The sequence below is a fragment of the Methylobacterium sp. E-025 genome, from assembly GCF_022829705.1.
In the GTDB taxonomy this organism is placed as follows: Bacteria; Pseudomonadota; Alphaproteobacteria; order Rhizobiales; family Beijerinckiaceae; genus Methylobacterium.
The window spans coordinates 1-14047 of record NZ_JAKSYR010000141.1; the positions used below are offsets into that span (position 1 = coordinate 1).

The 14047-nt window shown below is 65.7% G+C and carries 16 protein-coding genes; 7 read left to right on the forward strand and 9 right to left on the reverse strand.

What is annotated here, in order from left to right:
• The coding region (locus MKK64_RS20730; protein WP_243936848.1) for an alpha/beta hydrolase family esterase at nucleotides 1–592 on the forward strand (592 nt) is incomplete at its 5' end.
• 52 nt (nucleotides 593–644) lie between these two features.
• Here MKK64_RS20730 and MKK64_RS20735 read toward each other — a convergent pair.
• Nucleotides 645–884 carry a helix-turn-helix domain-containing protein gene (locus tag MKK64_RS20735; RefSeq protein WP_243936850.1) on the reverse strand — a complete coding sequence of 80 codons (240 nt, stop codon included), beginning with the start codon at nucleotides 882–884 and terminating at the stop codon, nucleotides 645–647.
• A 116-nt stretch (nucleotides 885–1000) separates the two neighbouring features.
• Between MKK64_RS20735 and MKK64_RS20740 the strand changes: the two genes are divergently transcribed.
• From MKK64_RS20740 to MKK64_RS20765, 6 genes are all read left to right on the forward strand, one after another.
• Nucleotides 1001–1864: a hypothetical protein gene (locus MKK64_RS20740; RefSeq protein ID WP_243936852.1), complete on the forward strand. Its 864-nt coding sequence runs from the start codon at nucleotides 1001–1003 to the stop codon at nucleotides 1862–1864.
• Between the two features lie 100 nt (nucleotides 1865–1964).
• On the forward strand, nucleotides 1965–2864 hold the full coding sequence (locus tag MKK64_RS20745; protein WP_243936854.1) for a 3'-5' exonuclease: 900 nt from the start codon (nucleotides 1965–1967) through the stop codon (nucleotides 2862–2864).
• Nucleotides 2865–3829: 965 nt separating this feature from the next.
• A complete protein-coding gene (locus MKK64_RS20750; RefSeq protein ID WP_243936856.1) occupies nucleotides 3830–4615 on the forward strand; it encodes a Tn7 transposase TnsA N-terminal domain-containing protein in 786 nt (261 codons plus the stop codon).
• Nucleotides 4587–6839: a Mu transposase C-terminal domain-containing protein gene (locus MKK64_RS20755; RefSeq protein ID WP_243936858.1), complete on the forward strand. Its 2253-nt coding sequence runs from the start codon at nucleotides 4587–4589 to the stop codon at nucleotides 6837–6839. Before MKK64_RS20750 ends, MKK64_RS20755 begins: the two co-directional genes overlap by 29 nt.
• The gene (locus MKK64_RS20760; protein WP_243936860.1) at nucleotides 6839–7927 is read left to right on the forward strand and encodes an ATP-binding protein; all 1089 of its coding nucleotides are present in this window, start codon (nucleotides 6839–6841) and stop codon (nucleotides 7925–7927) included. Before MKK64_RS20755 ends, MKK64_RS20760 begins: the two co-directional genes overlap by 1 nt.
• A complete protein-coding gene (locus MKK64_RS20765; RefSeq protein WP_243936862.1) occupies nucleotides 7924–9762 on the forward strand; it encodes a TniQ family protein in 1839 nt (612 codons plus the stop codon). Before MKK64_RS20760 ends, MKK64_RS20765 begins: the two co-directional genes overlap by 4 nt.
• Before the next feature lie 218 nt (nucleotides 9763–9980).
• Here MKK64_RS20765 and MKK64_RS20770 read toward each other — a convergent pair whose 3' ends face one another.
• The 8 genes from MKK64_RS20770 to MKK64_RS20805 form a co-directional block, all read right to left on the reverse strand.
• Entirely contained in the window at nucleotides 9981–10769 is a 789-nt protein-coding gene (locus tag MKK64_RS20770; RefSeq protein WP_243936864.1) for a DUF2163 domain-containing protein, read from the reverse strand.
• Nucleotides 10770–10782: 13 nt separating this feature from the next.
• Nucleotides 10783–11424 carry a DUF2460 domain-containing protein gene (locus tag MKK64_RS20775; RefSeq protein WP_243936874.1) on the reverse strand — a complete coding sequence of 214 codons (642 nt, stop codon included), beginning with the start codon at nucleotides 11422–11424 and terminating at the stop codon, nucleotides 10783–10785.
• Between the two features lie 14 nt (nucleotides 11425–11438).
• Nucleotides 11439–12014, reverse strand: a complete 576-nt coding sequence (locus MKK64_RS20780) for a phage tail tape measure protein (RefSeq protein WP_147858895.1) — start codon at nucleotides 12012–12014, stop codon at nucleotides 11439–11441.
• Between the two features lie 27 nt (nucleotides 12015–12041).
• Nucleotides 12042–12227, reverse strand: a complete 186-nt coding sequence (locus MKK64_RS20785; RefSeq protein WP_147844810.1) for a phage tail assembly chaperone — start codon at nucleotides 12225–12227, stop codon at nucleotides 12042–12044.
• Nucleotides 12228–12256: 29 nt separating this feature from the next.
• On the reverse strand, nucleotides 12257–12580 hold the full coding sequence (locus MKK64_RS20790; RefSeq protein WP_243936876.1) for a gene transfer agent family protein: 324 nt from the start codon (nucleotides 12578–12580) through the stop codon (nucleotides 12257–12259).
• 202 nt (nucleotides 12581–12782) lie between these two features.
• Entirely contained in the window at nucleotides 12783–13193 is a 411-nt protein-coding gene (locus MKK64_RS20795) for a phage major tail protein, TP901-1 family (RefSeq protein WP_147844728.1), read from the reverse strand.
• Complete coding sequence (locus MKK64_RS20800) at nucleotides 13190–13645, reverse strand: DUF3168 domain-containing protein (protein WP_147844727.1); 456 nt, start codon at nucleotides 13643–13645, stop codon at nucleotides 13190–13192. Before MKK64_RS20800 ends, MKK64_RS20795 begins: the two co-directional genes overlap by 4 nt.
• Nucleotides 13642–13989, reverse strand: coding sequence for a head-tail adaptor protein (locus MKK64_RS20805; protein WP_243936884.1), 348 nt, complete (start codon nucleotides 13987–13989; stop codon nucleotides 13642–13644). Before MKK64_RS20805 ends, MKK64_RS20800 begins: the two co-directional genes overlap by 4 nt.
• Nucleotides 13990–14047: the final 58 nt, after the last annotated feature.

Here is a 14047-nt window from a genome sequence, read left to right on the forward strand (position 1 = left end):
GCTCCACGGCTGCTCGCAGACCGCGCGCGACTTCGCCATCGGAACCCGGATGGACCGGCTGGCCGAGGAGCAGGGCGTCATCGTGGCCTATCCCGATCAGCCCCGGTCGGCCAACATGCTCAAGAGCTGGAACTGGTTCAGGGACAGCGACCAGCACCGCGGGAGGGGCGAGCCGTCTATCCTCGCCGGGCTGACCCAACGGATCATGGAGGATTTCGACGTGGACCCGGCAAGGGTCTACGTCGCGGGCCTGTCCTCGGGCGGGGCAGCGGCCGCGGTGATGGCCAAGGCCTACCCGGACATCTATGCCGCCGTCGGCATCCATTCCGGTCTCGCCAGCGGGGCCGCCGGGTCGATGGCGGCAGCCCTCTCGACGATGCGTCGGGGCGCCGTGCGTCAACCGTTGCGGACAGCGCATCCGGTTCCGACCATCGTGTTCCATGGGGACCGCGACACGACCGTCGCACCGCGTCAGTCATCGCCCTGGTCGAAATCGCTACGGCTTTTCGAATTAAATTATCGAACAATTCGCCTTACATCTGGGCCCAGTGGCGAGAAGCAGCCGCAGTCGCGCCCCCCTGGCTGTGGATAAGTCGTAATAAGTCCCGGAATTTTTTCAGGCCAGCGGCACTCAATTTCATAAGTCACGCTGACCGCGGATCTTGTTCGACTTTTACTCCAGTCCACTTCGAATCCGCGATCATCACGATTCCCCTTCCGGCAAAGACTCCTTCCAGTGCCGACATTGCCAAGCCCTGAAGAGATCGTTCTCCAGCCTCGAATCCTTGGACTGTGCGTAGGCTAACTCCGGATATCTCGGCGAGCTGCTTCTGCGACAACTCCAAAAGGGCGCGAGCGGCTCGACACTGCGCTGGCGTAATCATTTCATCCTCCGATGGGCAGAAAAGCCTTATTGCGTAAAATACGCCAGGTTGCACATTAGACGCCAAGCCCGTGTCGACTGCGAATGTTCGCCGCTCCGGGGCGTGGAGGTCGATTGATGTTGCCGCATTCCGCCAATCGAAACGTCGTAGATCCCCTTATGAAAGCCGCGACCGATGCAGTCGCGGCCGCAGTGAACACCAAGTTTCCGCTCGACGAGGTCCTCGGCGCGGAACTGAGCCGCCTGATCAGCATCTCGTCCTCCGTAGTCAAGCGTCATGGGATCCTTCTCGAGAAGGCTTTCGTCGAGGCTCTGCAAGCGAGTGGTCGGTTCGAGGTCCTTCACAACCCGGTCATTCCGATCACCGCGGCCGCCGACGGGCTTCTGGGTTCGAACACGGCCGAGAGCTTGGCGCGGCTCAACCTCCGCTATGATCAGCCCGCCGTGCGCTCCGTCAATCACGATCTAATCGTGATCGACATCGCCGCCGGCTGGGCCGGCGCTTATTCGGTGAAGCGTGGCGGCGGCGACATGGGTCCGCGCTTGCGCAAACCCCTGGAACGCGATGTCGCCTCGGTGCGCCTGCTGCTGCGTGCCTATCTGCGTGACCAGGGCTACTCGACGATCGACGTGACGACGTCGGCCTGCATCGACTGGTTTGGCGCGGCCGGTCTGCCCCCGCACCTCACGGTGCAAGGTCCGGACGTTGATGCGCATTTCGGCGTGCCGGTGATCCCGACCGTCGAGCGGATGACGCGCCATCTGCGCGAAGAACTGCACCGTGCCATACCCGATCTGCTCCTGCCGCTGATACGGAAGTTCGAAACCTCGCCGCCCGTCCGCACGGTCCCGGCACATGACGCTGCCGACGCTGCGTGCGAGCGACAGGACGAGGCTTCGGTCAAGCGATTGGTCGAGGCGATCTTTCCGATCGGGCCGGACGCGATCCGCCTGTCGGCACGGACGCGCAACACGCGCTGATCGCCGTCCGACGTCATCCGTCTCGGACACGTCGTCCCCCGCCCCGAGCGGGAACGAGGCCGCCTGCCTGAGCCGCCTCAGGATCTCATTGGAGATTGACATGGATACTTTCGAAGCAGAACTCCACGCGATCGCACTTCGGTGCTCACCCGAATTTCGCGTCCTACGCAAACTCGTCCGACGAACCTATTGTGAACGACCGCTCGGTCCCCGCACGAAAATCGGCTTGATCGTCGACGTCGAAACGACAGGCCTCGATACGGGTTCCGACGGCGACGAAATCATCGAACTCGGAATGATCAAGTTCGCCTACACGCCGGGAGGTGTCATCCTCGGTGTGGTGAGCCAGTACGAGGGCTTCCATCAGCCGAACCGTCCGATCCCTGCCCTCGTCAGGCGATTGACTGGGATCACCAACGACATGGTCAGGGGGAAGCGCCTCGACATCGCCGCGATCGCAGCCTTTGTCGAAGACGTGGACATCGTCATCGCCCACAACGCACACTTCGACCGACGCTTCATGGAGCGAGCCTGTCCCGTGTTCGCGACCTTGCCATGGACCTGCTCACAGACTCAGGTGAAATGGTTCGAAGAGGGTCTGGAAGGAACGAAGCTCTTCTACCTCGCCTATCATTTCCGGTTCTACTTCAACGGCCATCGCAGCATCGACGACTGCTACGCACTGCTGGAAATTTTGGAGCAGTCCTTGCCCGAGTCCGGGCAGACCCCTCTGGCGCATCTGTTGGCAGCGGTTCGGCAGCCGAGCTTGAGGGTCTACGCTCTCGGCCTCCCATACGACTTGAAGGATCGCGTCCGTGCCCACGGGTACCGCTGGTCGAACGGGGAGGATGGACGACCGCGGGCGTGGCATCGTGACGTCACCGCCGAAGAGGTCGAGCGCGAGCTCCGGTTTCTCGACGATCTCGATCGGGAAGACGTGTTGGAGCCTCTGGTGATGGAGTTGGATGCCTACGTCCGCTTCTCCGATCGCCAGGCTTGATCGCGATGTCATCGCCGTACGTCGACGATGCCGAGCCAGCGTCAACGTCCAGCCCGACGTTGACGGCATCCGGTTTCACACCCGCTCAAGCCGTCGCCATCGCCGAATTGGTCGGTGAGGAGACCACCGCCGCCGTCGAGGCCCTCAAGCACGAACTCGCGAGATAGCACGTGTACCTCAGCCTCTACATGCTGCCCAGGTCGGCATCGTCCTCATGGCGATCCTTCTCGTCGAAGCCGTCCGTGATCCCCTGCCGCGCAAGAACGCAAACCTGGGGCCCTGCCGTTCCGAAGCCCGCCAACGTGTTTCGACAGCGATTCAAGGTGAACGAACTCTAAACCTGCCTCGATTCGAGGTGCTTCAGAGTGGAACAAGACCAAGCGCCAGAAAAAAATCTGAGGCCTCAGGCCCTGCGAAAGTCCCGCCCGATCCTTCCGCAAGTCTTTGGAATCAGAGCGATTCGCCAACTGTCACCAAAGCATGACCGAGGCGGGCAGAAGCGCTCGAACCGGAGGTGGCCCTAGTGCGGTGCCGCGCGATGCGCTTAAGATTTGTCTATGAACGGCGGCACAGTGCCGACCGACGGCAAAATGAGGTCCGTCAGCCCGAGTTCCTCGGGCCGGGTCACCACGGGGGCGTCCGACTGCAATCGGACACCCCCACTCGGTGACTACCCGAACTACCGACGTCACCAGGCATGGATCGTCGTCGGCAACACCCCGTGAGGATGCTGTACCCACCCGGTGCGAGGAATCGCACCGGAACGGCACGGGCTGGACGGTCGCACGTCGATGACGGCGGCGCAAGAGTCTGGGTCCGGGTCCAGCATTCTCATCATCCTTGACGCCCTTGCCGTCGCATCGATCTGCGTCTCCCCGCAAGTCGTCGACGGATCGCCGGTTCGTCCTGAGCTTCGCCGATAGGCAGGACGCTCATCGAACCAAGATGATGAGGATATTTGTGCAGTGAACCCGATCCGTTCGGGCAAGGCAGAGCCTTGCCTACATTACGGCCCCCTACCGAGCCGCGCTTCGCGCTCCTCCATCCGGCCCTCCAAGGGCGGTACCAGGGTCACGATCGTCGGCGGCGACCCGCCGCGAGAAATCCGGTGCGAGAGTGATCTCGAGGCCAAGGCGACATACGTGTTCCTAGCCGACCGTGACATCGTCGATGTCTCGGAGCAGCCCCCGGCGGTCACCTACCTCGACGGGGACGGCGAGCCCCACAGGCACACCTTCGACTTCCTGCTGACCCGCCGGTCGGGCGAACGGATCCTCGTGGCGATCAAGCCCGAGGCCCGCGCGCAGGCCAAGAACTTCCGGGCCCAGCTGCGCCAGATCGCAGCCTACGTCCCCAAGGCGATTGCCCAGAAGGTCAAGCTCATCACCGATGCCGACCTCGGGCGTGACCGCGTCCATGACGCCAAGCTCATCTGGGCGGCCCGTCGTACCCCGGATCCCGAGGCGGACGCAGCCGTGGCTGTCTGCTACTCCGATCTGACCGGTGCGATCACCGTCGGAGACCTCGTCGCCAGGAGCGACCTGAAGGGACGGGGCTTCATGGCCGTCGTGCGCGCGATCGCGAACGGCGGTCTGACCGCGAATGCGCGGAGGATCGGTTACGAGACCCTCGTTCGGGCAGCGCTGAAGGCACCCCGGACACACGACGTCGAACCGACGCTTCGGTGGGGGACCAGCCGTGAGCGCCGGGCCGGGATCGGGCTTGCCGCCGCTGCTGCGCCATCACATTGACGACCTGCATGTGATCGGCGGGATAGAGTACCGTTGGTACGCGACTACGGACGCGGGCTACATCTTCACGCGCGTCCAAGATCCCGGTATCCGGGAGGCCTTCACCTTCGAAGAGTTCGATCGGATCCGGCGGCGGCGCGACTATCGGTTCGAGCGCGGCTGGTTCGAACAAGGCCGGGTGAAGACCCGCCTTTTCCACGGCGTGGCGTACATCGCCGACTGCAGCTCGTACCTCCAGAGGGTCGTCCTCTATCGCTTTACAGCGTGCTCGTTGTTGCTGCAGCGCGTCGCGGCCGGAACCGCCTCTTTGTCCGACGAGTCGCTGAAGGAAGTCCTTCCCAAAATTGGCGACGAGATCAAAGCGATCGAGAATCCGCTGCGCCGCACCAAAGACGGCAAAATGCGCAAGCGGCGCGGTGGCCCCATCAAAGCCTCGGAAAGGAAGACCGACGCCACTGGCGATTCCAATCCTGGATGCGAGATGGTCGGTCCCAAGGCCTTCCGCAGTTGGATGACGCGTCTGCGCCGCGCCGATTTTGACCCACGAAGCCTGATCCCCCACTACGGCAATTGTGGTCCCCGCGCTCCAGTGGTCTCGCTGGAGGTCCGCGCGCTCGCCGTCAAGTTCGTCGTCGGCTATGCCGCCAATGGCCGCCCGAAGAAGAGCGATCAGTGGAACAAGCTCGATCTTGCGATCAAAGACAAGAACAAAGACCGTCTGATTGCGGGTCTCGAACCCTTGCTCATGCCATCGAACAAGTGGTTCAATAAGCAGGTCGACGAACTCGACGCCTTCGATACTTATGCCGGTCGCTACACGCGTGAAGCGGCGATCGCACGGTTTCGTATCAGCTCGGGGGGGCTTGAGGTCACGCGTCCGCTCGCGCGCGTCGAGATGGACGAATGGGAGGTCTCCCTCTCGATCCTCGCCGTCCAAGCCGGCCTCTGGGATGTCCTGCCCCTCGAACTGCGCGAAACGATCTCCCAGCACAAGTGCTACATCGCTGTCGCAATCGACTGTTATTCTCGTGTCATCCTCGGGATGAACCTCGCTTGGACCGCATCTCCCAACAATGCGCTAGCAGCGCTCAGGATGGCGCTTAGCGACAAGGGCACGTTCGCCGATAGCCTCGGTACGCTGACCCCATGGGACATGTTCGGCCTCATGGAGGAGCTCGCCACGGATGGCGGTCCCTCCTTCTCCAACGGCCGATTTCGCAGGGCTTGCCTTGAGTTGGGGATCAATCCCGTCCTGACGATTGGCGGATTGCCCTGGATGCGCGGGCGCGTCGAGCGCTTCTTCAGTCGCGCTCATACCGAACTTATCGGCCGCTTCAGTGGCCGCACATTCGAGAACGTCGTGCGCCGAGGAGCCTACGAATCGGAAAAGAACGCGAGCCTGACAATCGAAGATGTGCGCTACGTGTTCGTGCGATACATCGTCGACATCTATCACAACCTCCCGCATGAAGGTCTTAGAGGGAAGACCCCAAGAGAAGTTTGGCTGAACGGCATCCAACTCTACCAGGGCTTGCTGCAACCGCCAGACCGCGGCAGGATGCGGGCGGCCTTCGGAATCGAGCGTGAGGCGACGCTCGACCACGAAGGTGTCCGCTTTCTCGCCCTTCACTATCAATCCGCCCCCCTGCAGCAACATCGCCGCAAGGTGGCCGATGAGCGCGGAACGACCCGCGTCCGGATGCGCGTCGATCCGGACGACCTCGGCACGGCCTCCGTTCAGATCGGCTCGGACGGGCCATGGCTTTCCGTCCCGTGCACGACCCTGGGCATGGAGGATGTCACCCTCCAGACCTGGACGCTCAGCCTGGCGGACATGCGCGCACGCTTCGGCCCCGGCCGCATGCGCTCGGACGTCATTCAGGAGACGAACCGCGCCATCGAAAACCTCGCCACGGCCGCGCGGCACCGGGCAGGCATCGCACCGCCCACTTTGACCCAGGAGCAGCTCGACCACGCCGAGGCCCACCTCGCGCTTGGCATGCATGTCACGAGTATCGACCCGACCGAGAGCGATCGAGCGGCGATCAGCGCCACCGACTTCTATCACGATGCCATCAAGACCGGCGCAGCGCTGGGCGAGGCGTCCGTGGACGATAGCGTCACCGAGGGGACCGACCGATCCGACGAGCGGACCGATACGGGCCCGGGTACTGCCGGCGGCCAATCTTCACCCAGCGGCGAGAAGAAATGGAGGATCGACTGATGATGGATGACCGATCGTCGAACGCACTTGATCGACTGAGCCATGCCTTGGGCAAACATAAGCTTGCCCGGGTCGAGATGATGGAACGCATCACCGCGCGTTTCCTCACGACCCAGTGGCACAAAGATCTCGAAAAGACCTTGGACGACACACTTTGCACTTTACTACAGCGGACCGATCCATCGAAACCGCGCGGGGCCGGCAATCGCCGCGAGGGTGCGGTCATCCTCGTACTCGGTGAGACGGGGGCGGGAAAGACACGCGCCGTACGCCGTCTCCTCGGCAAGCATCCGGCCTACACGGGCTTCGATGAGGCTGGAGATGATGACAAGAACCCTTCGGCGATTCACGTGGAGGTCACTGCGCCGGGGAACTTCTTGTCCATCGGCATGCAGATCCTCGAAGCGTCAGGCTATCCCGTCATTCGGGACTTGAAGGGCCGTGAGATCCGAAGCCTTCTGACCGATCGCCTGAAAATGCTTGGCACGACCGTGCTTTACCTCGACGAGATGCATAGCGTCACAGACACGGCGAAGGTCAACGAGATCGAAGATCTGCTTGCGGCCATCAAAGGGTTGGTGGCCAACCCCGTATGGCCCATCATCGTCATCATCTCCGGGCTGCCCCGCCTGACGGATTTCATAGAGAAATCGCGTGAGGTCACACGCCGGACACGCCCTGTCGCGTGCGAAGAACTCTCGCGGGATGATGGCGACGACAGAGAAATGCTCGCGGCCCTCATCTTGGAACTCGCCGACATGGCTCAGCTAAAAATTACCGGGGCTCAGATCACAACACTCATTCCCCGTTTGATCCACGCCGCTTCCAGTCAGCTCGGATACGCGATCACACTCATCCATCGTGCCATCGGATCCGCGCTGGACGCCGAGGTCGGACGGTTATCGATCCAACATTTCGCGGAAGGCTACGCCGACTGCACGAAATGCGGTCCTGGGGCAAACCCCTTCCTCGTGCCGGACTGGTGCGCAGTCAAGCCGCTTCAGTTGCTGCGCAAAGACTCGCTTCCGGCACCTCGGCTGATCCAACCCAAGGCAAAACGCACAAAGGCGAAAGGGGATCGGGGATGACGCGCCTGCGTCCATCCCTGCCAATCAACCACGACGAGACGTTGACCAGCTACGTATCTCGGTTGGCCCAGCTTCATATGAGGCCGAGCGCTCGCAAATTCTGCGGTGAACTCGGCATTGATTTCGGACTGCTGTGTCAGGGCAAAACCGAAACGGTCCAGCGCCTCGCCGAAATCACCGGCCTATCGGGCGACGTCCTGGAACGAGCAGCGCAGGTACATGGGACCGAGGGATGGCTCCTCAGGGGCGAGCGCTTCGAACGGACGGCGCTGCGCCGAACGTCCTTCGCGTTCTGTCCCGCCTGTCTGCGAGACGATGCGGCGAACAGGACGAAGATTGGCACAGCCATATACGAACGACTGCCCTGGACACTGAAAACGGTCCGGACCTGCGCGAGACACGCCATCGCCCTGACGATCGTCTCGCCGGAAGCGGAAATTCACGAGCTCCGGGATTTTGCGCGCCGGGTCGTCCTCTATCGTAAAGAAACCTTACGGGCGTTCGACTCCGGTACAAATCGGCGAGCCACGAGCCTCGAACGGTATATCGAAGACCGGTTTCGCAGCGATCGGACAGACACCACGGCGTTCCGAGCGGTTCCGCTCTATGCGGTGATCCGCGCGAGCGAAGTTTTTGGTATGGCCGATCTCTATGGCACCTCGCGCACTTTTCAAACGCTCAGCCCGGACGAACGAACCGCCGCTGGTGACGCCGGCTTCGCATCGCTCAGCAGTGGACGCGTCGGCATCTGCGATCTGATGGAGCGCGTCCGAAGAAGATGCACAGGTCCCGCCTCAATCTCGGCGAGGCCAAGTGCCGTTTACGGAAACCTACACGCTTGGTTGTATCACGCGAAAGACCCGGCATACGCCTCAATCAAGGATTGCGCTGCGGAATACATCATAGGCCATTCCGCAAGTCATCTCCGCGGGTCACTCTTTGGACGTAAGATCATCGACCGGCCCTGGTACACGATCTGGACGGCCAGCGTGGCTTTCGACATCGACCCCGGTCGACTTCGCAATGTCATGACGGCCGCGGGGCGGATCAGTCCCGAGGAAGCTGCGCTCTCGAACGATCGCATCGTCATTCCCGCAGCCGACCTACAGACACTCCTTCAAGAACTCCGAGGCTGCGTAGGCTGGAGCAGTTTGACTTCCCTCCTCGGCGTCCCCCGCCGAACCGTCGGGGAATTCGTTGGGCCTGGGTTCATCGAACCCATGGTCGAGAAAGCCGATCATCGTTTGAAGAGCGACCTCTTTCGCAAGTCCGACATCTGCGATCTCCTCGATCGCATGCTTCAGAACGCAACGGTCGTGGACACTCCGTCGCCTGAATTATTCGACTTTCTGTCGACGCGACGTCGGTCCCTAACACGAACGAAAGACCTAATAACGATGCTACTCGAACGCCGTCTGACCCGTGTCCAACGATGGAGGGGAGCAAGCGGAGTTCCAAGCATCTATCTCGACCCCGAGGAAGTTCGACGGGTCGCTTTTCCAGAAAAGTTAAACGGCCCGACATTCAAGAAAGCTGCCGCCCTACTTCGGATCCACCCCGCAGCTGTAAATGCGCTTGTCGCGCATGGCTATTTAACAGCCCAAAATCTGAATTCTTCCCGGGAGCGGGATGCAACCAAAATCATACCGTGGAACACCATTGAAAGTTTTCGACAAACATATATCACTCGGTTCGAGTTTGCTCGCTCGCTTGGCGTATCATATTCCGCCCTCGACAAAATTTTGAGCGAACGTAATATATTTACAGTGCAATCCGTCAATGAAATTGGCTTAAATTTATACTTACGAAGCGAAGCTTCGATCATACGAACCTAGCCTCGCAGATAGGAAGCGTATCGATTTGGCGGTCGCTTCGCTGCTGACAACGGTCGGCAGCTACGAGTCGATCTCGTGGCCCGCGTTCCCAATGCGCTTGCAGTCCCCCCCGGCATCAACCAACGTATCAGCAAACCCTAGAAGCCACGAGAAAGGCACGTCCTGCAGTGTGCTGGTTTGCGGGCAAACTATGGTTCCCATTGCGGGCCAACCTGCGTCTAAGGTGCGGCCTCCCCTATAGGATTTGCGGTCGAACATGAGGTCGCGGCACAGTCGCAGCCGGCGACGAGGGTGAAGGCGTCGCCCAGCGCGATGCCGCGCGGCGGCGCCTCCCACAACTCGATCAGGGTGCCGAGATGCGTGCGCACGTCGCCGGACAGGCCGGCATTGGCGCCCGCGGTCCAGCTCAGGCGGCCGCCGCTGAACAGCCCGTCGGCGAAGGTACCCGCGACCGCCGCGGACAAGGTGCCGGGCTCCGGCAGGCCGTCGACCGTGCCGTCGGTGCGGAACCGCGCGACGTCGACGCCGCAGCGGGCGTCGCCGAGGTCGGCGCCGCAGGTGGCGCGGTAGCTGCGGCCGCGCTCGGCGTCGAGCCGGTCGGCCAGGCCCCGCACCTCCGCGACGAAGGCGTCGCCCGCCCGGCGGATCTCGCCGAGCGTGCCGATGTCGAGCAGCAGGCGGGTGTCCGGGTCGGTCCAGTCCACCAACCAGGTCTCGATCCCGGCGCCGTCGTAGAGGCCGCCGGCGATGTCGGCCTCGGTCAGCCCGAGGCTCGCGAGCGCGCCGGAGACGTCGCCGCCGGAGACGGCGAAGCCGAGCTCGGCCGCGGCTTCGGCCGCTTCCAGCCCGGTGCGGGCGGCGTAGGTCAGGCCCGCCACGGCGAGGTCGCGGTCGTGGTCGGTGAAGCCGAGGGCGACGCCGTCGCGGCGGCGCAGGGCCCAGCATCGGCAGAGGGTGGTCACCCCGCCGGCGCGGTGGGCGGCGAAGGCGGGCGGCAGGTCGCGCATGGTTCCGAACTCCCTACGGCACGATCTCGACGAGCGGCACCTTCGGAATCTCGCCCGCGGCGAAGGCTTCGAGGTTGACGACGAGGTCGTCGGTGTCGAACCGGACCGGCACGTCGAAGGCGAAGCCCGCGGTGATCACGGCGCCGGCCGCCGGCACCGAGCCGGCGCCGAACACGACCAGCCCGGTCGCGGGATCGCAGGCGAAGCCCGCGGCCGCCACCTCGATCCCGGCGACCGCCACCCGCACGCTCCCCGCGACCGGCTTGGCGATCGTCCGCCGGTAGGGCGTCGGCCCGGGGCCGTAGGTCTTCGCCAGCGGGAAGGCGGCGGTCGCGCCGTCGCCGATGCCGAGGCGCTGGTCGGTCGGCGCCGGCACCCGGCCCGGCGGCCCGGAGCGGAAATCGGCCCGGTCGCGGTAGCGGAAGCCGTAGAGCCGCCCGCGCCGCTCCTCGAAGAAGCTCAGAACCGCATGGAGCGTGTCGAGCGAGCGGATGCCGAAGCCGGCATCGTAGCGCCGGCGCGAATCGGCCCAGCGGCTGTTGCGGTGCTCGCGCCCCGAGGCCAGCGTGACGATCTCGGTCAGCCGGCTCGGGCCGCCGCTGCCGCGCAGCGCCACGTCGAGGGGAAAGGACACCTCGTGGAAATCGTCCGGCATCGGTCCTCCTCCGATCATAGCGCGCGCTGGCCGCGCGCCACGGCGCGGGCGAGGCTCGCGGTCACCTGCGCCTCGGACTTGCGGAACGAGGTTGCGTCCGGCGTCGCGATGTTGACGGTGACCGCGACGGGCCGGCCGCCCGATCCGGCGCCGACCCCGAGGCGGCCGTCGGGGCCGCGGCGCAGCGGCAGGATCGCCTCGGGGCCGGCCTCCCCCATCAGGCCGGTGCCGCCGCTCATCGGGAAGTAGGTCGGCGCCGCGACGACCCCGCCGCCGGCGAAGGCCCGCACCCGGCCGCCCTGAAGCACGCCGCCGCGGGCGAACGCCGCGTCCGCCCCCACGCTCGAGCCGAGCAGGCCGTCGACCAGGCCGGTGAGGCCGGTACGGACCGGCTTGAGCGCGGCCTGGACCGCCGCCCCGGCGAGCCGCGTGCCCAGCGACCCGAGCACCCCGTCGAGCTGCCGCCCTGAGCTGAGGCTTCGGGTCAGGGCCGTCGACAGGCTCTGCCCGAAGCGCTGGGCGAGCTTGTCCAGGGTGTCGAGCTGCTTGATGCGGGCGGCGTTCGCCCGGTCGAGGTCGGTCTCCGCCATGATGGCCTCCAGCGACGCGGACCGGCGTCAGGTTGCGTCCGGATGATCGGCGATCAGCCGCGCCAGCCCGTCGCGGCCGAGCGCTCCGCCCCCGGTGCGGAGACCGGCGGCGGAGAGCAGCTCGCGCGGCGTGGCGCGCCAGAAATCGCGCGGGCGCCAGCGCAGGCGCCCGAGCCCGAGCGCCAGCGCGTCGTCCCACGGGAAGGCGGGCATCGGGCCCGGCGCGCTTCCGCCCGTGGGGCTCAAGGGTCCGCGGGCGGTTCCCCGAAGGCGGCGACGAGCGCCTCGCCGAGGGCGCCGGTGAGGGGCTCCAGGCCGCCGGCCAGCGGCAGGGCGGCGACCGCCGCGTCGTCGAGAGCGTGGCCGCCGCCCCGGAGCGCCGCGCCCAGCAGCGCGATCAGGTCGCGCGCCGCGAGCCGGCCGGAGGAGAAGCGCTCGGCCAGGCCGACGAGGTCGCCCGCCTGCAGCGCGGCCTCGAGTTCCGCCAGGGCGCCGAGCGTCAGGCAGAGGGTGTAGCGGGTGCCGCCGAGATCGAGCGGCACCTCGCCGCGCCTGCGGTTGACCATGAAGGGGTTCTCCTGGGTGGCCTTCGACCGGAACCGGCCGACGGCGTCCGCCGCACCGGCGGCGGCGCGCGGTCGCGCTCGCCGACCGGCGTCGGGATGCTTGTCTTGGTGGCCTTCGACCGGAACCGGCCGACGGCGTCCGCCGCACCGGCGGCGGCGCGCGGTCGCGCTCTCCGACCGGCGTCGGGATGTCCGTGCCGGCTCAGAGCGCGGTGAAGGCGATGGCGCCGGCCGATTCCAGGCTCATGTCGAAGGTGACCTCGCCGGCGTGATCCCCGCGGTATTCCAGCGCGGTGATCTGGAACGGCCCCTCGAGGGTGCCGAAGGCCGGCACCACCACCTGGAAGGTCTCGATGACCCCATCGAAGAACACCTGCCGCAGGCGCAGGTCGGAGGCCTCGTCGCGGAACACGCCGGAGCCCGAGATCGCGGCCCGGCGCGCGCCGGCACCGGCGAGGAGCTCGCGCCAGCGCCCGGCGGAATCGGCGTTGGTGACGTCGACGGCCTCGGCGTTGAACGCGATCTGGCGGGCGCGCAGGCCCGCCACCGCGACGAAGCCGCCGGCGCCGTTGCCGGCGCGGACCAACAGGTCCTTCCCCTTCTGAGCGGTCATGTCGGGTTCCTTTCGGTGACGGCCTGGAGCGTGAGGACGGCGCGGGCCTCGCCGGTGCGCTCGTCGCGCCGCGCGGCGATGGCCTGGACGCGCAGGGTCACGAGGGCGTGGCCGGTGAGCGCCAGGGCCGGATCGGCGACGAGGAGCGACATCCGCTCGGCGGCGTCGAGCGCGGTGCGGACCGAGCCGGGCCGGGCGAAGACCACGAGCGCGTGGCTGTGCTGGTGGCGGACGGCGCCGTCGACGGAATCGTCGCGGATCTCGGCGTCGCCGAACAGGGCGTAGACCGGCTGCGCGCCGGCCGGCGGCTCGTCGTAGAGCCGGAACGTGCCCCCCATCAGCCGGGCGAGCGCGGCATCGGTGGAGAACCGCGCGATGAGCGCCGCGCGCAGGGCGAGGAGCGGGCTCGGCGCCGGCGGGGCGAGGGCCGTGCCGGGCGATGCGTCGGTCATGGGCTCGCCTCCGACAGGGCCTCGACATGGCAGACGAGGTCGCGGCCGCGCTCGTCCGAATCGACGATCGTCCGGATGGCGAAGCGGCGCGGGCCGGCGGCGAGCCGCATCGCCGGCGTGAGCCCGGTACGCCCCCGCAGGGTGATGCGGTGGGTCGCGACGCTGTCGTCGCGCCCGCCGCGGAGGCGCTCGACGGCGCCGACCGGCTCGATCGCCCCCCACAGCACCGGCCCGGCGACGTAGCGCCGGAGGATGCCGCCGAACCCGTCGGGCTCGTCCACCGGCAGCTCCAGCACGAGCCGGCGCCGGCGCGTGCCGATCGCCCGCGGAACGGTGTCGGGCATGGTGGCCTCCGGGGTACGGGACATCGCGAAGCGGGTTCGGGCGAGCGCGTCCGGCGGC